The organism is Alteromonas sp. KC3 (assembly GCF_016756315.1).
Lineage (GTDB): Bacteria > Pseudomonadota > Gammaproteobacteria > Enterobacterales > Alteromonadaceae > Alteromonas.
In genome coordinates, this window is record NZ_AP024235.1 from 1,877,717 (window position 1) to 1,901,581 (window position 23,865).

17 protein-coding genes are annotated in these 23,865 nt (G+C 43.0%); 8 read left to right on the top strand and 9 right to left on the bottom strand.

Annotated elements, in window-relative coordinates; all coding sequences use genetic code 11:
• The first annotated feature begins 109 nt into the window (after nt 1–109).
• The gene (locus tag JN178_RS08430) at nt 110–2,632 is read left to right on the top strand and encodes a beta strand repeat-containing protein (protein ID WP_202265243.1); all 2,523 of its coding nucleotides are present in this window, start codon (nt 110–112) and stop codon (nt 2,630–2,632) included.
• Nucleotides 2,633–2,691: 59 nt separating this feature from the next.
• On the opposite strand, the gene astB is transcribed toward JN178_RS08430, so the two are convergent.
• On the bottom strand, nt 2,692–4,032 hold the full coding sequence (gene astB, locus JN178_RS08435) for an N-succinylarginine dihydrolase (protein ID WP_159624984.1): 1,341 nt from the start codon (nt 4,030–4,032) through the stop codon (nt 2,692–2,694).
• Between the two features lie 395 nt (nt 4,033–4,427).
• On the opposite strand from astB, the gene topA reads away from it, so the two are divergent.
• The 4 genes from topA (at nt 4,428) to JN178_RS08455 (ending at nt 9,231) form a co-directional block, all read left to right on the top strand.
• Entirely contained in the window at nt 4,428–7,088 is a 2,661-nt protein-coding gene (gene topA, locus JN178_RS08440) for a type I DNA topoisomerase (protein WP_202265245.1), read from the top strand.
• A gap of 110 nt (nt 7,089–7,198) precedes the next feature.
• Nucleotides 7,199–7,750, top strand: a complete 552-nt coding sequence (locus tag JN178_RS08445) for a DUF2058 domain-containing protein (protein ID WP_202265247.1) — start codon at nt 7,199–7,201, stop codon at nt 7,748–7,750.
• 12 nt (nt 7,751–7,762) lie between these two features.
• Entirely contained in the window at nt 7,763–8,326 is a 564-nt protein-coding gene (locus JN178_RS08450; RefSeq protein WP_202265248.1) for a GNAT family N-acetyltransferase, read from the top strand.
• 125 nt (nt 8,327–8,451) lie between these two features.
• Nucleotides 8,452–9,231, top strand: coding sequence for a leishmanolysin-related zinc metalloendopeptidase (locus tag JN178_RS08455; RefSeq protein WP_202265250.1), 780 nt, complete (start codon nt 8,452–8,454; stop codon nt 9,229–9,231).
• Here JN178_RS08455 and JN178_RS08460 read toward each other — a convergent pair.
• The 7 genes from JN178_RS08460 to JN178_RS08490 all read right to left on the bottom strand — a co-directional run bounded on the left by JN178_RS08460 (nt 9,202) and on the right by JN178_RS08490 (nt 18,467).
• Nucleotides 9,202–10,194: a LacI family DNA-binding transcriptional regulator gene (locus JN178_RS08460; RefSeq protein ID WP_202265252.1), complete on the bottom strand. Its 993-nt coding sequence runs from the start codon at nt 10,192–10,194 to the stop codon at nt 9,202–9,204. The two genes, JN178_RS08455 and JN178_RS08460, sit on opposite strands and share 30 nt — an antisense overlap.
• Before the next feature lie 42 nt (nt 10,195–10,236).
• Entirely contained in the window at nt 10,237–10,920 is a 684-nt protein-coding gene (locus JN178_RS08465) for a SapC family protein (RefSeq protein ID WP_202265254.1), read from the bottom strand.
• Between the two features lie 27 nt (nt 10,921–10,947).
• Nucleotides 10,948–12,507, bottom strand: coding sequence for a tryptophan halogenase family protein (locus JN178_RS08470; RefSeq protein WP_202265256.1), 1,560 nt, complete (start codon nt 12,505–12,507; stop codon nt 10,948–10,950).
• A gap of 43 nt (nt 12,508–12,550) precedes the next feature.
• Complete coding sequence (locus tag JN178_RS08475) at nt 12,551–15,301, bottom strand: TonB-dependent receptor (protein WP_202265258.1); 2,751 nt, start codon at nt 15,299–15,301, stop codon at nt 12,551–12,553.
• A gap of 110 nt (nt 15,302–15,411) precedes the next feature.
• Nucleotides 15,412–16,035: a bifunctional 4-hydroxy-2-oxoglutarate aldolase/2-dehydro-3-deoxy-phosphogluconate aldolase gene (locus JN178_RS08480; RefSeq protein WP_202265260.1), complete on the bottom strand. Its 624-nt coding sequence runs from the start codon at nt 16,033–16,035 to the stop codon at nt 15,412–15,414.
• 25 nt (nt 16,036–16,060) lie between these two features.
• Nucleotides 16,061–17,308, bottom strand: a complete 1,248-nt coding sequence (locus tag JN178_RS08485) for an MFS transporter (RefSeq protein WP_232369730.1) — start codon at nt 17,306–17,308, stop codon at nt 16,061–16,063.
• Nucleotides 17,309–17,312: 4 nt separating this feature from the next.
• On the bottom strand, nt 17,313–18,467 hold the full coding sequence (locus JN178_RS08490) for a mandelate racemase/muconate lactonizing enzyme family protein (RefSeq protein ID WP_202265263.1): 1,155 nt from the start codon (nt 18,465–18,467) through the stop codon (nt 17,313–17,315).
• Between the two features lie 74 nt (nt 18,468–18,541).
• Between JN178_RS08490 and JN178_RS08495 the strand changes: the two genes are divergently transcribed.
• Nucleotides 18,542–19,537 carry a 6-bladed beta-propeller gene (locus JN178_RS08495; protein ID WP_202265265.1) on the top strand — a complete coding sequence of 332 codons (996 nt, stop codon included), beginning with the start codon at nt 18,542–18,544 and terminating at the stop codon, nt 19,535–19,537.
• 48 nt (nt 19,538–19,585) lie between these two features.
• Here JN178_RS08495 and JN178_RS08500 read toward each other — a convergent pair whose 3' ends face one another.
• The gene (locus tag JN178_RS08500; protein WP_202265267.1) at nt 19,586–20,356 is read right to left on the bottom strand and encodes a phytanoyl-CoA dioxygenase family protein; all 771 of its coding nucleotides are present in this window, start codon (nt 20,354–20,356) and stop codon (nt 19,586–19,588) included.
• 178 nt (nt 20,357–20,534) lie between these two features.
• On the opposite strand from JN178_RS08500, the gene JN178_RS08505 reads away from it, so the two are divergent.
• Nucleotides 20,535–21,299 (top strand): IclR family transcriptional regulator, encoded by a 765-nt coding sequence (locus JN178_RS08505; protein ID WP_202265269.1) that lies wholly within the window; start codon nt 20,535–20,537, stop codon nt 21,297–21,299.
• 67 nt (nt 21,300–21,366) lie between these two features.
• Nucleotides 21,367–23,754: a beta-galactosidase gene (locus JN178_RS08510; RefSeq protein ID WP_232369731.1), complete on the top strand. Its 2,388-nt coding sequence runs from the start codon at nt 21,367–21,369 to the stop codon at nt 23,752–23,754.
• The last annotated feature ends 111 nt before the right edge of the window (nt 23,755–23,865 follow it).

Here is a 23,865-nt window from a genome sequence, read left to right on the forward strand (position 1 = left end):
TTCCTGTGCATTTTTTATATTTTTAATCACCCGTAGTGTGCCAGATTCAGTTGATTTTTAAACATAAAAAACGACGCAATTGTCAATAAAAGAGGTTCAGGAACGAATTATGTCGACATTCGCGAAGACGCTAAGCGTATTTAGCGCAATATTTATGCTAACAGCATGTGGTGGAGGCGGTTCGTCAGTCTCTCGAGATGATACCGACACGGGTAACGGTGGCGGCGGTGGTACGACCACACCTACTTATACAATTTCTCTTGCTCTGGAAAATGCGTCCGGCGATAGCGACAATAATTTATCTGAAGACAATAGCTTAACCGTTGTTGCAACGGTAAGAGATCAAGACGGAAATGCGCACTCAGATGCACTATTAAGTTTTTCATTGAGCAATGCCGCGCTAGCTGAGTTCGCCAACGACACGGGTACGGCTCGTACCAACGATAGTGGCGTGGCGCGTATTGGGCTAAATGCCAGCACCGCGTCAGGTGATGGTGAGATAACGGCGAGTTTGAGCACAGGGGAAACCGGAAGTACAACGTTCTCGGCTACCGCAATATCGACTACACCAACCGAACTTACTGTAACCCTTACATTGCAAAATGCCGCAGGTGAAGAAGATAACAATTTAACGTCAAACAACGAGTTGGTAGCCGTTGCCACAGTGACCGATGCCTCGGGTGCGCCACAAAACGATTTGCTGTTAACCTTTTCACTTAGCAACGACGACTTAGCCGAGTTTTCCAATGACACCGCGACCGCACTTACCAGTGATGAAGGGGTTGCCACTATAGGTATGTCAGTTGGCACTGCGTCGGGTGATGGGCAAGTCACGGTTACAACGGCATCTGGCGAGACAGCTTCTACTACATTTAGCTCGACAGGCAGCACTGTGGTCAGTGAAGAGCCGGCTACACTAGAACTTTACGCAAACAGTATTCAATTGGCGTCTAGCGGCAGCGACGAAGTCGAGTTAATTGCGCTAGTCAAAAATGATCAAAGTGTATTGATGGAAGGTGTTGATGTGAGTTTCTCTGCTCAGTCAGGTGCTGGCGTAGAGTTGCAATTAACTCAACCTCAAACCGAAGCTGATGGTACTGCACGCGCTATTTTAACCTCACAAAACGATGCGTCTAATCGCACCATCACTATTACCGCTTCAGCAGGTTCACTAACACAAACCGTTGATATCACCATTACCGGCACTGAGGTAACAATTAACGGTGCATCATCGGTAATTCTAAACGACAGTGTTGACTATACTATTCGCGTACAGGATTCAGACGGAACATCTATTTTGAACCAAGATGTGGTGTTAACTGCAGCAAACGGGTCACTTAGCGCTACCACCGTGAATACTGGTGCAAATGGTCAAGCAACTGTGACATACACGGCATCTACGTCGGGCGAAGATACGATAACTGCGAGCGCACTTAATGCAGATGCAACCTTTACCGTTCAAGTACAACAAGACGAGTTTAACTTTATAAACTTGCCTACAGAGGAAGTGCCTTTAGGTACTGCTCAAACCATTACTGTGGAATGGCGACAAGATAATAATCCAGTGGCAGGCGAAGACATTACGTTTAGCGTGTCTCGTGGGCAAATTGCAGGTAGTTCAACTGTAACTACAAATACCGACGGTCAGGCTAGTATAGATGTTAGCTCTGACAATGCAGGGATTTCCTCTATTACGGCAACAGCAACTGATTCTAGCGGAGCTGTGCTTGTTTCTGCGCGAGTACAAATTGAGTTCATTGCAACGACTCCTGCCACCATTATTGCAGATGCGTCTCCTGATGTTCTTGGTCCAGACGGTCAAACCAGCACAATCAGCGCTGTTGTGAGAGATGCAGATGGTAATTTAGTGAAAAATAGCGTAGTTAACTTTACCGTATCCGACGTTTCAACCGGCTTTATTTCACCATCACAGGCGACAACAGACAGTAAAGGTATCGCTACTACCGTGTTTACATCGGGGTCGGTTTCAAGCAATGAAGATGTGGTAATAACTGCGTTTGTCGCAGAAGATGAAGCCATTTCTGATGACGTTCTAATTACGGTGGGCGCACGAGCATTTGATATTGTAATTGGTACTGGCAATCAAATTGAGCAAGAGACCACGACATCCTATTTAAAACGTTTTGCGGTTTTTGTTTCAGATTCTGCTGGGCGCCCTGTAAGTGGTGTGAACCTTACTGCATCAGTAAACCCGGTTAAGTTTAACGAAGGCGGAGTGTATTGGCGTGGTGAATGGGTGTTTAACACTATTAATTCACTTTGGGTCCAAGCCAATATTACAGAGTGTTCAAATGAAGATATCAACGCAAATGGAATTCTAGATGCTGGTGAGGATTCAAACGGTGATGAGCAATTAACTCCAGGTATCGTAGGCACGTTGACGCTTACTAATAATGGCGTAACGGACGAAAATGGTTATGCTGAGATTGAGTATCGTTATCCGGAAAACTATGGCGGATGGTATTTTTCTGAAATATCCGTATTTGGACAGTCAACGGGAAGCGAAGCACAAGCGACGACCACATTCCAGCTTTCTGTTCTTGCCGATGATGTTAGTGATGAAAACGTAAGACCTGCGGATAACCCATTTGGTGTTGGTACTTGTCCGTAGCGTCATATATTAATGAATACTAAAAAGCCCGTCGTTGACGGGCTTTTTTAATTATATTGTTACCCTTGCTGGAATGGGTAAACAGAGCCGAGTTTCAATAGCTGTGTTAGCTCGTCAAGTGCAGTACGTGACTCAATAAGTAACTGCGGATCACGCAAGTCATCTTCACTAAGCTGATCGCGATAGTGTTTGTCTACCCACGCATTTAATCGTGCAAATTGTGCGTCGTTAATTAACGTATTTTGGTTAACCGCTGCTAACTCTTGGTCATTCATCGCAACGCGTAAACGCAAACAAGCGGGGCCACCACCATTACGCATACTTTGTTTAACATCGAAATAATTTACCGACGTAATGGGTGTACCTAGTGTGACAAGCTTGTCTAAGTAACGCTTAACCGCGTCATTTTCTTCACACTCAGTCGGCGCAATAATAGTCATTTCGCCACTTGGTAGCGTAATTATTTGTGTGTTAAATAAATACGTCTTAACGGCGTCCAATACCGACACTTCATCGGTGGGGACTTCAATGAAATGCAGTGGCTCATCACCAAATTTCGCCTGTAACTCTTTTAAGCCCGCTTCTTTTTGATAGAACGCTTGTTCGTGGAAAAACAATACGTTTTGGTTACCCACCGCAATAACGTCATTGTGGAAGACACCTTGGTCGATAACATCAGGGTTTTGCTGCATGTAAACAACGCCATCATCATCTAGACCATGCAAACGCGCGACGGCTTGGCAAGCTTCAAGTGTTTGACGGGCTGGGAATTTTTTAGGTGCAGGTTTGCTGGTGTCAAATGCGTGACGGCCATATACAAATAGCTCAACACCGGCTTGGCCGTAGTTGCTGCACAAACGCGTATGGTTAGCGGCACCTTCATCACCGAAATGTTCATTGTCAGGTAAGTGCTGGTGATGTGCAAAATGCTTTTCGTTCGCAAAGGTCCCGCGCAGAATATTACCCGTGACTTGTGGCTCTAATGAACGGTGAAACTTGTTTGTTAAGTTTGCAGGGGTAAAGTGCACCCGTCCATCGGCAGTATCGGCGCTAGGAGACACCGTAGCAGCATTTGCCGTCCACATACTACTAGCAGAGCAACATGCTAAGAAAATCTCGCGAGACTGCTTCGCAGCGCTTTCTAGCACTCGTGCATCAGAGCCTGTAAAGCCTAATCTGCGCAATGCGGCAATATCTGGGCGTTCTTGCGGCGCTAAAACCCCTTGAACCATTCCCATATCTGCTAGCGCCTTTGCTTTAGCAAGTCCTTGCTTGGCGGCTTGCTTTGGGCTACTTACAGCATTTGCATTGTTCAAAGAAGCAACATTACCAAATGATAAGCCAGCGTAGTTATGGGTAGGGCCAACAAGGCCATCAAAATTGACTTCAAACTGCTTCATACATTCCCTCATTTTTGGTGTTTTCTCATTTGGCTTCTATGCTGCTAAGGCGATAGGAAAGACAAATGATGCACTTTTATTGCCCAGTAGGCTTAGGTTAGATGTGTCAAACTTCAATGCAAAAGCGCACGGTTGCGTTGACGCATGCTAGGTTGTAATGGCTGGCATTATACGGCTTTTAAAGGCAATGCCAATCAAGGCGGTTAAAATTTGAACGGTTTTTGTGCGCGTTTAAAGCAGTAGAAAGAATAAGTATGAAGAAGATCTTGTTTTCCATTCACTTTGTAGATATATGTTAAAAAAGAGCGAGTACCCTATATATAGTGCAAGGTTGCTCCAATTTTCAGTATTTGACGTAATAAGTCATTTAAAATCAATAGGTTTAGTTCAATTATATGGCAAAATCACTGGTCATAGTCGAGTCACCAGCCAAAGCGAAAACGATAAATAAATATCTTGGCAAAAATTTTATCGTAAAAAGTTCGGTTGGCCACGTGCGAGATCTTCCAACGAAGGCTTTAGGCAAAGTAGAGCCTAAAAAACCAGCAAAAGAACTCAAAACTTTAAGCGAAGACGAGAGACAAGAATACCTTCGCCGACACGAATATTTAAAACTTGTAGACAGAATGGGTGTCGATCCAGAGAAAGACTGGAAAGCACACTATCAGGTGCTACAAGGCAAAGAAAAAGTCGTTAATGAGCTTAAAAAGCTGGCTAAAGATGCTGACACTATCTATCTCGCAACCGATTTGGATCGCGAGGGAGAGGCGATTGCATGGCACTTGCAAGAGTTGCTAGGCAAAAAAGATAAGACCTATCAGCGTGTGGTATTCAACGAAATCACTAAGAATGCCATTCAAGATGCGTTTTCAGACCCAGGTGAGCTCAACATTTCTCGGGTTAACGCCCAACAAGCTCGTCGATTCTTAGACCGCGTTGTCGGCTTTATGGTGTCTCCGCTGCTGTGGAAAAAAATTGCGCGCGGCCTTTCCGCTGGACGCGTTCAGTCGGTTGCTGTTCGCTTGGTTGTTGAACGCGAGCGCGAGATTAAAGCCTTTGTTCCTGAAGAGTTCTGGGATGTACATGCCGACTTAACAAGTAAGGAAAAAGCGGCCCTTCGCATGCTGGTTGCCAAGCACCAAGGGAATGCGTTTAAACCTAAAAATAAGGCCGAAACTGATAAGGCATTGGCCGCCTTAGAGGGGACGAACTATACCGTTGAAAGCCGTGAATCGAAGCCTACACAAAGCCGTCCTTCTGCACCGTTTATTACCTCGACATTGCAACAAGCCGCAAGTACGCGTTTAGGCTTTGGTGTGAAGAAAACCATGATGATGGCGCAGCGACTTTATGAAGCTGGCTACATCACGTATATGCGTACCGATTCGACTAATTTGAGCCAAGAAGCACTGGATAGTGCACGTGCTTATATCTCAGATAATTTTGGCAACAAATATTTGCCTGACTCACCCATTCGCTACGGCAGCAAAGAGGGGGCTCAGGAAGCGCACGAAGCTATTCGTCCATCGAATGTAAGCATTAGCGCTGCAAGCTTGGGTGACATGGAACGCGATGCACAGCGTTTATATGAATTGATTTGGCGTCAATTTGTGGCGTGTCAAATGACACCAGCTAAGTATGATGCAACAACCATTAAGGTTGCTGCAGGTGACTATGAATTAACTGCAAAAGGCCGTGTGCTTAAGTTTGATGGTTGGACACGTGTACAGCCACAGCTTCGCAAGAAGGGCGATGAAGAATTAATGTTGCCTGATGTGCAAAAAGGCGACGTGCTTAACTTGAAAGCGCTTGATCCTAAACAGCATTTTACCAAGCCAGTTGCACGCTTTAACGAAGCGTCGTTGGTTAAAGAGTTGGAAAAGCGTGGTATCGGGCGTCCTTCTACTTACGCTAGCATTATTTCAACTATTCAAGATCGCGGTTACGTTCGTTTAGAAAATAAACGTTTCTACGCAGAGAAAATGGGTGAAATCGTTAACGATCGTCTAATGGAAAACTTCGACGATTTGATGAGCTACGACTTTACTGCAAACATGGAGCAACAGCTTGATGATATTGCAGAAGGCAATAAAGATTGGAAAGACGTACTGAACGACTTCTACAGCGGTTTTTATGGCAAGTTGCTAAACGCTGAAAAAGACCCTGAAGAAGGCGGTATGCGCTTAAATCAAGCTGTACCTGCGGGCATAGAGTGTGACAAGTGTGGCCGAGAAATGAATGTGCGAACAGCTTCAACAGGGGTATTCCTGGGCTGTTCTGGCTACAATCTGCCGCCTAAGGAGCGTTGTACGAATACGATGAACCTTACACCAGGTGACGAAGTGGTGAAAGTTGATGATGAAGAAGAGCTGGAAACAGAAGCACTTCGTTCTAAAAAGCGTTGCCCTAAGTGTGGAACCGCAATGGACAGCTACCTTGTTGATGAAACGCGTAAGCTTCATGTCTGTGGTAACACGCCTACATGTGATGGCACATTAGTTGAAACCGGCACCTTTAAAATTAAAGGGTATGACGGGCCCATTATCGAGTGTGATAAATGCGGCAGCGATATGGAGCTTAAAAACGGTCGATTCGGTAAGTATTTCGGGTGTACTAACGAAGAATGTAAGAACACGCGTAAATTGCTGCGCAACGGCGAAGCCGCGCCACCTAAAGAAGATCCTGTTGATTTACCGGAATTGCCGTGTGAAAAGTCAGACGCGCACTTTATGTTGCGAGACGGCGCTTCAGGTATTTTCCTAGCTGCACATAACTTCCCTAAATCGCGTGAGACACGCGCGCCAAAAGTGAAAGAGTTAGCACGCTTTAGAGATAGAATTTCACCGAAGTTCTACTATCTGGCAGATGCGCCAAAAACCGACCCTGACGGCAATGCTGCTATCGTGCGTTATAGCAGAAAAACCAAACAACAGTATGTTATGTCTGAAAACGAAAATGGCAAAGCAACAGGTTGGTCAGCGTGGTACGACGATGGTAAGTGGCAGGAGCAAGCGGCCAAGAAGCCAGCTGCAAAACCCAAAGCAAAGAAAAAATAAGCATTTAGCTTGTTAACACGCTCTTACAAAGCCCGAGTTTTTCTCGGGCTTTTTGCGAGTAACCAAAACGTTGTACAATACCAAAAACGTTTACGTAGTAGAGAAAAAGCATGGCCTCATTACAAGACCAATTGCTCAAAGCTGGTTTAGCCGATAAAGCGACAGCAAAGCAAGCACGCGCAGACAAACGCAAAAAGCAGAAGCAAAAGAACAAACAAAAGCAGCCCGTGGTAGATGAAGCCACTATCGCGGCCCAACAAGCAGCTGAAGAAAAGAAAGCGCGTTCGCGCGAATTAAACCAGCTTCAGCAGCAAGAGCGTGAAAAACGCTCTATAGCGGCACAAGTTCGCCAATTAATTACCGTTAATAAGCAAGACCGTAAAGGGGACACTGTGTTGAACTTCACGCATGACAACGTGGTCAAGCGTATGTACGTGAGTGAAGAAATGCATAAACAAGTAACAAAAGGGCGTTTAACCGTAGTCCTACTTGATGATGCCTATGAACTTGTTCCTACGCCGGTGGCTGACAAAATTGCCCAGCGTGATGCAAGTTCTGTGATTTACCGCGCTGACCTTGATAAGAGTGGCAACGATGGTAAAGATGAAGACGAGGACGATTGGTACGCAGACTATGAAATTCCTGACGATCTTACGTGGTAATTGATTGAGTCGATGAGCGTGTCTGAATTCTTAAAACAGTCGTGTATTGATGGTGTGACATATCAACTGGTTACGCCGTCAGTGCGCTTTGAACCTAGTTATCGTGAATACATTGCTGAGTTAGGCGATGAAGAGCGCTATCCGTTTGTGCTAGATCTCGATGCGTCAGACTTTAGAAATTATCTTGATCGTTTAGAAGCCTTTCGATTAGGTGTTGATCTCCCTAAAGGGTATGTAGACAGTGCTACATTCTGGTTAGTGCGTGGCAACACCTTGCTAGGTGTGTCTAATCTTAGACAGCGTCTGAATGCCGAAATAGCCCATGTGGGCGGTCATATCGGCTTAGGAATAAGACCAAGTGCCCGTGGCAAAGGCTTGAGCACACTGCTGCTAAGATGGACATGTGAAATAGCAAAATCACGCCATATTGGCTACGCCAATAACAGTCAATTACATGTTCATTGTTACTCTGATAATCACGCATCGCAAAACATGATCAAATCAGTGGGTGGTGTGCTTGATTCAACCATAGAAGTGGGCGATATCAAAGTGGCGCGATTCATCATCGAGATATAACGTTAATTGGTATCGACTTTAGTTCGAATCTAACTACGTGTAGTTTCGCAATCCAACAATCTTGTCTATAACTAGATAAGCAATTCACCGTGAATTTCCTGAGGCTGGCCAGTATGCGCTTTTGTATGTCGAGTATTCGCTCTTTCCTTTTTGCCATGCTGCTTGTTAGCACGCAGAGCATGGCTGGTTTCTTTAACATTACAGTGAACAATATGGGAGGTTTATCGTCCTCTCAAGCCGACATTTTCGATGATGCTGTAAACTTTTGGGAATTCGTACTGCCAGGTGTGCAAAGCGCGTTTAACCTTAATTTGGTTATTTCTGCCAGTGGCGAAAACATCGATGGCGTTGGTAATGTGCTAGGCTCAGCGGGGCCAAGCTCAATCGCACAGGCGCTTGACGTAGGGATCATTTACACCACGCGCGGTACTATGCGCTTCGATACAGCCGACCTTGATGCACTTGAGCGGGCAAATCTATTATTTGATGTTGTTGTACATGAAATGGCGCATGTCATTGGCTTTGGTACATTGTGGGATGCGGGACGGTACTTTCCTGGCACGCAGAATGTCTACGTACAGGGCTCAGGTCGTTACACTGGCAAATATGCCCTTGATATCTATCGGCAAGAATTTGACTCAGGTGCTGATTCTGTTCCTGTGGAATTAGATGGCGGACCCGGTACCGCAAACGGCCATTGGGATGAAGGTTGGCCTGGTGGCGCGTCTGATCTCATGACAGGCTATTTAGGGCCAGTTCCTACCACGATAAGTAACACAACAATCGCTTCATTTGCTGACATTGGCTACCTTACAATCGTGACTCATGCGGTGAGTGAACCGGTCACTATGGGATTTTTACTGTTTTCTTTATATTTATTTAGAGTCATGCGGAAACGTGTTTAGCTTAGGTCCTTTTATTTTTATGGTGGGTAAGATCAATTTTATTCGCTTTGCCTCTGTATCCTCATGTTGATTAAACGCACTGCTAATAATCCTTTTTGTAAGTAATTGGATAGGGTAGTTAATATTCACAAAGTTGTCGGCAATGGAATGGACGGAGTGTTCCAAGCCAAAAGTTATTAGGGTAGGTGGTTTAGTATTTCTAGGAGCTATTTCATTAAAAGCGACTAACATACCAAGTGCCGTGTCCATTAGATCCGTCACAATAGTTTCTGGGATGAGGCCAGATGATATCAAATTATGAATCATTTGTTCTCCTGCAGAAAACGAATTGGTGGCCCGTTGTACACTTATGGGATGTTCACATTTATCTCTAAATGTCTTTTCTCTAATAGTTGCGTTGACACTTGGTTTAAGGGCGAAGACACATAGATTTTGAGATGTGCCACTTTGTTTTAATGCACTGGCGAAAAGTTCACCCGCCTTTTTATGATCATACAAAGCACAATGAGCACCGTTAGTATTACTACCCCTATCAATTAAGTGAAGTTGCGGGTAGTAAGCTAATAGAGAAGATAGAGTTGCATCATCAAGATACGATACATGAGCAAATACAGGATTACACCCAAAAGCTATCAAACACGATATAGCTTCTAACTCACTATGTGCATCTGGTTGAGTACTTCTGATTTGAAGAGGTATGTTTTTTTCTCTTGCAAAAGCTTCCGTATTTCGCAGAACTTGAATACTTTCTTCTTGAGAATAGGAATACGCAAGTCCAATTATTTTCTGGCGTTTTCGGCCTAAGTTGACAGCATTGGGATTAGGCGTGTAATGGAGTTCTTGAATTATAGATTCTATTTGTCGTCGCGTTTCCAGCCTTACAGGTTTAGTATTGTTTAACACTCTGGAAACGGTAGCTTGCGATACACCCGCTCGCTTTGCAACGTCTTTTATTGTTAGCATGGTTGCACCTTTTTTGTATACGTATAATTCTGATCTATGTTTTTATTTATTTAAGAGCAAAGCAAAAGAGTGCAAACTTGCATTGATGAGAACAATAGCTTGGTAAAAGCCATTAGCTATTGCTGCCAGCTTAACGTCGTCCGGTAATTGATGGAATTTAACGAGTTGTACAGTCAATATCCCTTCTTTTTGCTGTAGAGCACCTTCCTCATCCTCAAATCGTATAGTGAGAGGTTCTGAAAGATTGTGTTTTTCAACGAAGTCCAAAAATCCTTGGGTGATTTGGTAGTGGTTTTGAATGTCGACCATTGATGTTCGCATGGCATATAAAAATTCAGTGTCAGTGCCGTCTTCGTGAAACAATGGCTCTGTACCATTTTCAAAAGCAACATGGAGAGAGTTTACTTTTAGACACGGTTTCGCACCATTTGAGTTACTCAAAGCAAATGGATGGCAATGCACAAAAAGTGGAATGTACTGGGCTTGCCATTTCTCATTCTTGATAAATTGATTTGTACCTTCTTCTAAACTTGTAAGTGCATGAACGCTAAGTTTCCCATCCAATGGCGAGCGAAATAACGCAATGGGATATTCACGTTGAATTTGTTCAAACTCAGTTATCAAAATTGGAAAAGTACTCTGATTAAAAATAGCTTTGCCCGTATAATTTTTAGTGATTTTGAGGTGTTGGTGATTTTCAACCGTTAAGGGCTCGAGCTTTTGCATTTGTGTTTACCTGCGCAGAATAAAAGGTTAGTGAGAAGGCAAGCCGAATTTGGCAATGTTGTTGAGAAGTGTTCTCTGGTCGTAAAGTTGATTTTTGAAGTATTGTATTTGCTGTTTTCTTTTTGTTGTTTCTTCACGCATCAGTTGTTCGCACTCAAGAGCGTCAATATTGTTGGAAGATGTGAAATTAGGCTGCATACCGTAAAGTACATATTGATAGCTTGCGCTTGGAAATACTTCCTCGACAAAAGCAAAGTCGCTATGCCAAGGTGGTTGGTATTTCCAAAGCATCAAGTTATCCACCAAAGAATCTGGCCAAGTGTCTTTGTTTCGGTGCATTTCCCAAAATGGCTCAGGTCTTTCGCTAAGGACATAATGAAGTTTTAGAAAATCGATAATTTGTTCCCAACGAGCGAGAAACGTTTGATTAAACTTTTTGGCTACTATTGGCATAACACAAGAGGTTTTCGGAAGATGTTCGGCAATGTATTTTGCAGCCATTTCAACCAGTACAAGCGAAGAAGCCTCAAGCGGTTCTAAAAAGCCAGCACTCAAACCTACTGCAACACAATTGTGTTTCCAAAATACTTTTCTATGTCCCGGATTGATATCAAAGTATTTGATATCAATGTCAGAAATATCTCGTCTAATATATTTTGCTAAGCATTGTTTTGCTTTTTCATTGTTCATGTGATGTGAAGAGAAAACGTGACCAATACCTCTTCTGTGAGGAAGCCCTATATCCCAAATCCAACCTGCTTGCGTGGCGGTCGAAATTGTGTAAGGAGGAATTGTTTGTCCCTCGTCATAGTCAACATGGAGAGTGGCGGCACGGTCACAAAACAAAGTCTCTTGACACGAAACATACTCCGTTTCGTAATGTTTGCCTAGAAGCCTACTTTTAAATCCCGAGCAATCTATAAACAAGTCACCTGTGATCTTCTCTCCCTTTTCCGTAATCAGCGCGGTAATAGAGGTTTCACTCGTACCTTCTACTTGGTCGATATCTGCGATCACATGGTTAACCCCTAATTTCTCAATGCAGTGTTTTTTAAGAAATGACGCAAATGCCGTGGCATCAAGGTGGTATGAATAGTTCAACAGTCCTTCATATTCACGTTGAGATAAATTTTTGGGGGCTAAGTCTAATTCACATACGGCCCCTTGGGGACATACTATACTTTCAAAGCGTACGCTATGAGGTGTGTTAACATAATTGTTTGCAAGATTGTACGCATGATATCGGCTAGGTTCGACCAGCGGATGGTAATAGGCGTCATTATCGCTACCATTAACCCATTTCGCGAACTTTGCACCCTGTTTAAAGGTCGCATTGCATTGGAGTAGGAAATCGGTTTCACTGATACCCATCTCTTTAAGTGTGCGTCTCATCGAAGGCCAAGTACCTTCACCTACGCCGGCGATAGGAATGGTTGGAGATTCAACTAACGTGATGTTTACCAAGTTGGTTTTTTGTTTTTTGTGGTGCGCTGCAATTACGCCAGCAGTAATCCAACCAGCGGTTCCACCACCTAAAATAGTGATGTTCACGATGTCATTTGAATTTGATTGTGGCTGTCTATGCATAATGCTTTTGCTGGCGGCAAACACCGCCAGCATCTCCTAGTGATTAGAATTTTCCTCGGATACCGATGTTGTAGCGCGGGCCGTATTCTTCGTAATCGCGGATTTGATTTGAGAAGCGTTGATGGCGTCTTGTTTTTTCATTCGTCACATTTATACCTTCTAAGAAAAGTGACAATGATTCATTTATGTCGTAACTTGCGGAGATATCAATCTGGCTATACTCCTCTGTGAAGAGGGGTTCAATTCCGCCTTGTAGAAGGAACTCATCACGCCAGTTGTATGCAATTCTCACTTGATAATTATCTTGCTCATAAAACGCGACAAGGTTTGCAGAATCACTCAGGCCAGGTAGAGCAAAATCATTCTCCAAAGAGTAAACGTCGTAGTTATCGCTGCTGTCGACCATTGTGTAGTTCACAATAGTGCCGAACCCACTTTCGCCAAATAAATGTTGCACGTTGAACTCCCACCCATAAACTCGAGTTTCGTCCAAATTGAGCGGCGTAGATACAATCCACTCGATTACCGGATCGCCTGGCTGTGATACACATGCTGGGAGAGGGTTATCCGCTGCTCCACCTGGACACCCCGGGCGTGCTGCACCAGCAGGATTTGTTAACGGACCATTAGGGCCTTCTATAACACGTTCCTCTTCACCGATTGCAATGAAGTTATCTACTTGCTTGCGAAAATGTCCTAGCGAAACATAACTTCCTTCGTCGTAATAATATTCGAGTGAAAGATCGAAGTTGTCAGCTTCATAGGGTAGAAGGTTAGGGTTGCCTTGCGATGCTCTAAACGGGCCCGTGGCTAGGTGGTTGTCTAGGCTCGTAGCCGGAAACATAGCGGTAATATCACTTCGCGCTATAGTCTTGCTATAAGCAAATCTTGCAATAATGTCGTCAGTAATACTTAGTGAAAAATCAAAATTGGGTAAGAAATGCTCATAGGAGCCATCTAGCGTTTCAAATACTTCTTCATCAGCAAAGACTTTCGACATTTCTAGTGGTGTTAGCCAGTTAAAGCCTACAACAGGTCTATTAATCGAATATGACTCTACATCTGACTCTTCATACCTAACACCGAAGTTAGCTCTAACTTCCATATCATTAAATTCGGTTACGAAATCAAAAGATAAGAATGCAGCGGTCGTGATTTCTTCAATTCCATTTAAGCTCTTGTTTGGTTCAATATAGAGTCCTTGTGCTTTGGTAAGTTCTATGAACTGATCAGCACTGTATACAGGAATGAACTCAAAGCCTATGTCACCCTCTATGAAACGCAAGTCCAATTCGCTTATATCCAAAGCACCGTTACCTAAACCGAAGTTAGCGCCGTTTATCTTGACAGAGTCAACTGTGTACTTAGTGTGTGCAATGCCGAAATGAATGGCGTCCAGTGCGCCATCAGAGAGATTCAACCATCGGCCAGAAAACTGAACTTGCTGTATATTATTTTCGACCTCAAACCCACGCTCTTGGTACAAATCACCTTCTATGTTTTCAAGTGCATACGCCCCGCCAGGTAACGCGGAATCATCATAGGCAACGGATGGAATATCGCCGCTGAAGTCGGCAGATATTGTCACCGGCGCCGCAGCACCAAATGGGTTTTTGAGGTTGGCAAGTCTTTCTGCTGGAAGGGCACCAGGGTTTGAATGTGACGTCGAGTCATGTAGGTCCAGTTTGAAACGCAGAGCATCATTGGCTTGCCAATCAAAGTTAAGGCCATAAGAATCATTCTCAGTCTCGAAGTTATATTCCCAAGACCAGAAATTAAGCTCGTCGTTTGTACGCAATGGATTGATTATTGTGCCATTAACGTCAGCTGCGCCTTGTTCAACATTGTCGAACCAGAAGCTCATACGATGCTGATTTCCGAATTCTTCAAGGCGTGACATAACGTAATCTGCTGTCATGGTGAGCGAATCTGTGGGTCTATACTGTAGAACGAGTTGCCCATTTTGGCGTTCGCGCTCATAGTTCGTGTCGTCGAGATCAACTGTTGGCGTTCGCCATGTTGCGAGTGTTGGATTGCGTGTGGTATCAATTGCCGAAGTATCTGGGTCTGCTTGTCCAGGGTATCCTCGGCTCCAGTTAAATGCGCCTATTCGATCAACATGACTGTCACGTTCTGCGTGAGAGTATGATGCCAGAATCCCAAACTTTCGGTCTTCAAACGTTTTACTGATCATGCCAGATACTTCAGGCGTTACACTATCACCCGTGGTGACACTGGTATCCATCACAGCCTTAGCACTCCAAACTGCGACAAATTCATCCATAGCAAATGGGCGAGCTGTGTTTATGTTGATAGTTGCGCCTATACCACCGGAGCTTACATTTGCTCGCCCAGTTTTATAAACTTCAACACCTGATACACTTTCTGCTGCTAGTTCCCTGAAGTTGAAACTGCGAGAAATACCAGCGGTTTCTAGTGCAGATGAGTTAGGCATTTGTCTGTTGTTGAGCGTAACAAGATTAAAGCTTGGGCCAAAACCACGAACTGTGACCTGGTTACCTTCGTTATTTGTTCGGTCAATGGAGACACCAGTGATTCTCTGTAAAGACTCAGCTAAGTTTGTATCGGGGAATTTACCAATATCTTCAGCAGAAATCGCATCAACCACACCCGAAGAGCTTCTTTTTACATCCATTGCAGACGCCAGTGCGCCTCGAATTCCCTTAACTTGAATAACTTCAAGTTCTTTTTCTTCTTGCTGCGCATGGACTTGCGCGCCATGTAGAGCACTTATTATAGAGAGTGATAGTGCAGTTAACCCATATTTTTTCATTTTTGGTGTCCCATATGTTTGTTAATTGTAAACAATATGTAGCTCTTTTCATTATTTTTGATTAACTGTTAATTGTCAACAATAATAAGTGGCCAAAAAAAGGCTGAATATCAATTGATTGAATTTAAGAGGGATTTTATTCTTGCCTTTCGAATTGAATAGTCGTTTTCTGATAGGATTGGTTGAGTCAAATTTCCCGCAAAGCCAACGCCTATGCAACCTACCTTTAACCAGTCAGCAGCGTTTTTTTCATCTACCGCACCGACAGATAAAATTGGAATTTGATTAAAAGGGCCTGAAACAAGTGATTTAACGTAATCTAAGCCAAGCACGTTGGAGGGAAATAGCTTTACCAGGTCAGCGCCCCATTCATACGCATTATAAACCTCGGAAGGTGTAAATGCCCCTACGACGATAGGGATGCCTTTTGTATTGGCCATTGCTATGACAGATCTAGACGTATTTGGCGTCACTAAAAATTGCGCTCCTGCATCAATTGCTTCAGACGCCAAGAAAGTATTTGTTATTGTACCTGCACCAATGCTTATACTCGGGTAACGCTTACGTAAGTCTTTTATAGCCTGTAAGTAGTTAGGGGTGTTGCTTGTGATTTCTAGTGCTTTGATACCTCCATCAACGAGGCAGTCGACTATTCTTGCTATAGAATGAGTGTCTTTAACGCGGATGATAGCAATAGCTTTTGATGAACAGATATTTGCAAGAGATTCAGTCATGTGGTTATTCCTAAAATAATGCAGGTTAAGATGTTGGTTCGGGTAGCTGCTCAATTTTTCCGACTAAAAATAAGAAGGAACAGACGCCCAAGAGTGCGAGAAAGCAAATGAGTATTAATGCAGGTTCAAAATTACCATCTTGCACTAAGTAGCCAATAGCTATGGGTATGATTACAGCCGACAGACCACCAATGAAATTGAAGCAGCCTCCAATGAGTCCTACCATTGATTTAGGCGCTAACAATGAAACAAAAATCCAGTTTATAGAGGCCAATCCATTACCAAAGAAAGACAGCGACAAAAACACTGTTACCATGGCTGTGGATTCTACAAAGTTGGCACCAACAGCGCTGCTAGACAAAAGAAGACCAGCAATAACTGGGGTTTTACGGGCCACTTCGTTACTTACTCCGTATTTTACTAGCCAGTCGCTGAAGGTTCCTGATATGAGTACGCCAAAAAACGCACAGAGAAATGGCACCGACGCGTAGAAACCAGATTCGACAATACTTAGGCCACGATAATCAGCTAGATAGGTTGGAAACCAGGTTAGGAAAAACACGAGCGTGCTTCCCAAGCAAAACTGACCAATATACAAACCCCATAATTTTTTACTAGTAAAAGCGAGTTTAAGTTGATTGCGCGTAGCTTTGAAATCTAATGAGGTTTTTACGTTTGGTTCTTGTGTCGATATGTAGTTTTGCGTTTCGCTTTTCTTAGGATAAGCATAGTACCAAATAGCTCCCCAAATGATGCCAATCACTCCAGAAACAACAAACAGACCGCGCCAACCCAGCCACTCTAAAATGAATGCAAGTAACGGAATGGCGAATGCTAGACCGATAAATTGGCCAGATGTATAAATAGCGATCGCACTAGCTCTTTCTTGTTCTGCAAACCAAGACGTTACAATTTTGTTGTTAAGAGGGTACGAGGGCGCTTCAAATAGGCCGACCAACATCCGCAGGCCAACTAGCGCTAGAAAGCTACTTACTACCCCATGGATTAGTGTCGCAATGCTCCAGCCAATCATAATCAATGGATAGATAACTCTTATCTTCATACGGTCAGCAAGTAACCCCCCTGGAATTTGCAGCAATGAGTATGTCCAGGCAAAAGCAGAGAAAAGAAGACCAATTTGAACACTCGAGAGAGAAAGGTCTTCCTTCATCTGCGATGCGGCTATCGAAAGGTTAGTTCTATCCATGTAGTTTATGACCACACTCACAAAAATAAGTAGCAGAACACCGAGTTTTTGGTTTTTAGTTTTCATCGTTTTACCAGTTTGTATAGCTTCCATCAGGTTTCGTTAGCCTTGGCGGCTCCCAATATGAAAATGGCAGTTTTTTAAGTGAGGCTTCACAGATATCAACTCCTAAACCTGGTACGTCTGGCAATAAAAGGAATGGTCCCTCCGTTTTTGGCATGTGCGAGAAGACCGCAGCATAGGAAGAAATATCTTCAGCATAAGGAAGCCATTCGAGGCTATCCAGATTAGGAATAGCTGCACAAAAATGCGCTGTTGCTAGTGAACATAAAGGGCTTAATGGGTTGTGCGGCATCATATCAACATAAAGAAGTTCACACATTGCGGCAATCTTCATCGATTCCGTAAACCCCCCAGCATTGCAGATATCGATACGAGCGAGGTCTATTAGATTTTGTTTCAAAAATGGATAAAAAGCCCATTTGCTAGTCAGTTCTTCACCAATAGCAAAAGGCGTACTACATGATTGTCGTAATTGGTAGTAACTATCAGGAGATTCTGAACGAATGGGTTCTTCAATATAATCAAGCGTGCCAGGGGGAATGCGGTTCAGTAAACTCTTGGCTTCTGAAACCGACAAGCGATGATGAAAGTCAATTCCAAGTTGGATATGAGGGCCAAGCGCATGTCTTACATCAACTAAAACAGATGAAGCCCTTGCAATTGCTTTTCTCGTATCATAGTCAGTAGACTGCTGGGCGGCACCGTGCTCTCCCGTTGTCAACCGAATGTGGGTCCAACCTTCATCAATACGTTGTTGACAATGAGAGATTATCGTTTCGTCTAAGGGGTGCGTTACTGTCGCAAAAAGCGGTATTTTATCTCTTTGTTTTCCTCCCAGAAGTTGATAAATGGGCACATTAAAGTGCTTACCTTTAATATCATGTAGTGCAATGTCTATTGCAGATATTGCTGCACTTAAAACGCGCCCCCCTTCAAAATATTGGCTGCGATACATTTCTTGCCACAAAGCGCCGATGTCCAAAGCGTTTTTGCCGATCAGAAATTGTTTAAAATGGCCAATTGCTCCTGCTACTGCGTACTCTCTGCTGGAGAGTCCAGATTCTCCCCAGCCATACTGGCCACATTCAGTGGTAACTTTTACAAAAAGTACGTTTCTATAACCAAGTGTTTTAACAAATGTTGATATTTGCTCAATAACCATAGATTTCTCCGTTCAACCTCTTTATTATTTGATCTAATTGTTAACAGTTGTCAATAAAATGTTTGGAACGTCAAATGCTTGGACAGAATGATTGGAAATTCGAAATAGACCCTATTTGGGGAAAACAGCTAAACAGTGAGATAAGACCTAACAACGCGCATGCACTTATGTTTTGGCAAGATAGGCTTGTATTGGCGACGGATCATCCAGACCATAATGTGATTGAGTATGACTATAAAGGAAACGTTGTAGATAGCTGGGGCAAGCAGTGGCCTGGACTTCACGGGCTCAAGGGCTTAGTTGAAAACAACGAAATGTCACTGTTTTTGGTTGACAGCGGATGGGTTGTAAATAGAAGGTGGGATGGCGAGAGTGTTGACGACTGGGCATCTCCCTTCAACAAAATGATCGCCCAAGCTGGCTCGATTACGAAAACAACGAGGAGTGGACAAGTTATTTTTAGCGTAGGGCATCCGGTAACATATGGCGCATATGCCGCAGAAATGTCGTTTAATCCTACCGATGTTGTCGTACTAAATAATGGCGAGTTCTATGTTATTGACGGCTACGGCAGCGACTATATTTTGCATTTTAATCGCCACGGTCAGTTTTTGAAAAAATTTGGTCAGGATGGGGTACATAGAATCAATAACGGGCATGGAATTACGATGGATGAACGAGGAGACGAGAGTCTTCTGTTGGTTAGCTCTAGGGCAGAGCACTCGTTGATGTGGTATACACTTGATGGTCAGTATGTAAAGTCACTCACTCTACCTGGAGCGTTTATTCATGCTCCAATTTTTCTAGATGATCATATGCTCGCACCTGTGTGTTGGACAGGTGAGCGGAACAGAGCAGAAGACAACTCTGGTGTCATATGTATATTCGACGAAGCAAATACTCTGGTGTCTGTATTAGGCGCTGAATTACCTTTAGAAGGAGAATTATTAAGTGGAAAAGGGAGCCCGTTTTGTCATTGTCACGGGTTAGAATGTGATGACAAAGGAAATATATATCTAGCGCAGTGGAACGCAAATGGCCTCCACCCCCAAAAGTTGCTGAGGCTATGAGTATTTATACGGAGAACACCTTTGCATTCTTATAATAAAACCCTAACTTTATTTGGCTATGGCGGATTCTTTCCACTCGAGAATAGCACTGTCATCGATTTTTTTCAGAGGTCGATATAGCAGTGAGTTCTCTTTAAATGGTTTAGCTGATTCTGCACAGTAGGCTGCAATCATTACCCAACGGGGATCTTTAGAGCGATTTTGGTTTGATTTATGTAAAAGATTACAATGAAAAAACAGTGTATCACCGGGTTCTAGCTCGACATTAACAAGCTCTAAACGTTTTAGCGCTTCATTGACAAAATCCATGTCTGCGCCTTTTTGATCTCCTGTTTTCTGATGGTTAATACGACCTATATGATGAGAACCTTTTAATACTTGAAGACAACCATTCTCAATCGTTGCACGATTTATAGCAATCATACAGCTAATAAGTTTGGGGTATAGATGGAAGTTGTCTGTCGCCCAATATCCGTAGTCTTGGTGCCACTCCCAAGCTCCCCCTACAAAGGGCTCTTTCATCATGATCTTGGTTGTAGTATGAAAAACTGGCTCTTTTAGGATCTCTTCACATGCATCTGCGAGTCGTCTTCCTCTGGAGAACATAGAATAAAAATCATCACCTAAATCTTGCCACAAGCAGACTTTGCTAACTGTACCAGAAGCGTCTTTTTTGTCCCAAGCTCGTTGGTACAACGAGTCATCGTTAAATGCTTTATCTTGCAACTTGGCTATTTCTGCCTCGCTATAATAGTTGCGAGCGATTACATACCCGTCTCTTTCAAAGTCATCTATTTGCTGTTGAGTTAAATTTGCCATAATAAATACCCTGTTTGTTTTTTGTGTATTGTTGACAATATTGAGCAAATGATGAGTAAATGCAATGTTAATTTTATATAAAAATGCCACTTTTAAATATAAAAGTTTGGCGAGGTTACTAACCGAGTAATAGGGCTAAAGAATTTTTTTTACTTTCACCAGTAAAAAGGGAGCAGTTATGGCAAGCAACATTAATTATGCAGTACCCGCATTAGATAAGTGTTTTGAGATAATGGAGTATTTAGCCACGATTGGCGCACCACTATCTCAAAGTGAAATTTCAAAGGGTGTTAATAGGAGTACCAACGAAATTTTTAGAGTGTTGGTAAATTTAACGCGTAACAACTACTTAATTAGGGATGAAAGGTCCGGCAAATATCGACTCTCACTCAAGCTATATAACTTGGCTCGTTCTATTTCACCATTAGACTTAATTCGTCAACAAGCGCTACCTATCATGGAAAACTTAGCCGTCGAGACGAAGCTATCGTGCCAACTTTTTGTGTTATACCAAAGCAAAACAATGGTTTTAGTTAACGCAAGGAGCCCCGGGGCAGTTTCTCTAAGTTATGCTGAGGGCAGTTGCTTCTCAACAATCGACTCTAATCCTGGTCTTCTTCTTTTATCACATAGTAAAGATGAAGTAAGGGAGTTAATTATCAAAGAGGCGTTACAAGGCATATCTGAACTTACATCGACTCGGACTAAGGTTATTAACGACATTGCAGCGATGTCAAAGTCCCATTTTGATTGGAGAGAAAGCCTTCATATTAACGGTGTCAAAGAATTAGTTGGATTAGTTGGGCGTCACGAGGGTAAACAAATAGGTGCTTTAATGATAAGCGATATTAGCGGGAAAAATGAATTAGATATAAAACAGCAGCAAAGTACTGATGCACTTCTAAACGCGATCAATAAGTTGAATCAAGCTCTCGGGTTTTAAAACGTTGCATTTGCTAAAGATGAGTTGTAGATTGTTAACAATATTGTTGATGAAAAGGAAATTTAACGTGACTGGTAGTTATAGCAAATTCTCGCATAATCGTGGCTTTCGTCTGAAACAAGGTCAGTCAAAAGTATTCAAGTTAACTTGTCTGGCAACATGCCTTACCGCTGCACTCTCCTTAGCAGGGTGTGATAGCAATAATGCACGAGAGCCTTCTACCAGACAGACTACTGAGTTGGTTAGCGCCGGGCAAAACGCAGACTATCTCTTACCGCATTCGGTGTTCAAAAATCACTCGCTTGACGGTGTTCTTGTAATTGAACCTGAGGAAAATAAAAAAAACGTTAAAAATAGGCTTGAGCTATCTTTCCCTAAAAATGTGCATATGCCTTCGATTACGTTTGATGTGCGTGAAATTAACGAGATTGAGCAATTCACCGATAATAATCTCGCATTCGATGTAGATAACTATAACGAAACTTCACTGCATTTGTATGTGGATATTCTACATGGGGAAGAGGTAAAACAACGTCATTCGGTAAGTATACCTGCGAATTATCAAGGGACAGTATTCTTTCCGTTTAGTGGCGAAGAAGTAGCGGCAGATATTGGTTTTTGGGGGGATCCTCCTTCTTGGAACTCTGAAGAGTTGAGGATGATATGGCGCTCTTGGAAGAAGGTCGGCGAAGATTACCAAGGCTTTGACCAACTACGGTTTTTCGTTATCGGGAATTTAGAAACGAAAACCATGGAACTATCAAACGTACGCTTTAGAGAAAATCCTGAAACTAACCCGCTTTGGCTATCTAAATTAGTCGATATGTTTGGGCAAAGCACACGTGTAGACAATAATGTCAAAGTGACATCCAACACTGAATTAAGAGAGCGCGCTCAACGTGAGGCTGAAGCGTTGTCATCGGCAGCTGTTTGGAATGACCGCAGCCAGTATGGAGGATGGACAAAAGGGCCAAAACAACAGGGTACTGGCTTTTTTAGGACACAAAAAGTAAACGGGCAGTGGTGGATGGTGGATCCTGAAGGGTATCTGTTCTTCTCACATGGACCTGCTAACGTAAGAATGGCCAATACCACTACTTATACTGGTATGGATTATAACAATAGCGAGCTTAGAAAAATTGATTCCGACGAACTTACTCCCGAAGATTCAATTGATATTGTATCGGTACCGAAAGCCATTAGAGAAACTGCCACAGTTGTTTCAAAAGTGCGTCGTGACATGTTTGAATGGTTGCCTAGTTATGACGATCCGTTAGCAAAGCACTACAGTTATCGAAGGACATCTCACAAAGGTCCAATTGAACATGGTGAAACGTTTAGTTTTTATCGCGCTAATCTGGAAAGGAAATATGGTGATGAATACCTTAGTCAATGGGAAGAGATTACTCTCAAGCGAATGCACGAATGGGGTTTTACTTCTTTTGGGAACTGGGTTGATCCAATGTTTTATGACTCTGAGAGAATTCCCTACTTTGCTAATGGGTGGATAATTGGCGAATTCAAAACTCTTTCTGGCCACGTGAATCACTGGGGAGAGATGCCAGACCCTTTTGACCCTGAATTCGCTAAACGTGCGCGTATAACGATAGAGAAAATTGCTGAGGAAGTAAGTGGTTCTCCTTGGTGCGCTGGTATCTTTATTGATAACGAGAAAAGTTGGGGGGAGCGAGAAGGTAGTGTTCAGCAAAAATATGGTGTCATTCTTGATGGCCTCAGTAAAAGCAGCAAAGATAGTCCAGCAAAGCAGGCTTTTTCAAATGCGCTTAAGAATAAATATAAAACGATTGATAACTTAAACAATGCATGGCAAACGGATTATCCGAATTGGCAGTACTTTGAAACAGGCGTTAATTTTAACACTCACGGAAAAAACCTAGTAAACGACCTTTCCATGCTACTTGAGCTTTTAGGAGAGCAATACTTTTCAGTGGTCCACAACACATTAGAAGATGTGTTGCCTCATCACCTTTATATGGGCGCAAGAATGGCTAATTGGGGAATGCCCGATGAAATCATCAAAGCATCGTTAAAGTACTCTGACGCACTGAGCTTCAATATCTATGAAGAGGGTATGCAGCCAGAGTTTTGGGCATTTTTAGACGAGATAGACTTACCCGTAGTTATTGGTGAATTTCATATAGGTACGGCGACTGATTCTGGGCTATATAACCCTGGAATCGTGCACGCGAGCGACCAAACAGATAGAGCAAGAATGTACACGGAGTATATGGAAAGTGTTATTAGCAAACCCTATATGATTGGTGCGCATTGGTTCCAGTATATTGATGAACCGATAACGGGCCGCGCCCACGATGGTGAAAACGCCAATATTGGTCTTGTTACCGTAGCTGATGTGCCATACCCAGAATTAATTGAGGCCATGACTACATTCAATAAAGACTTGTACAAGAAAAAATTTGATAAAAACCAATAAAATTTAGCAAAAATCGAGTAGTCGAAAACACCTTCAAACCTACATCAGTTTGAAGGTGTTTTTTTATTTTAATCAATGAAATCTGCATGAAAATCATTCGCCATCTAAATC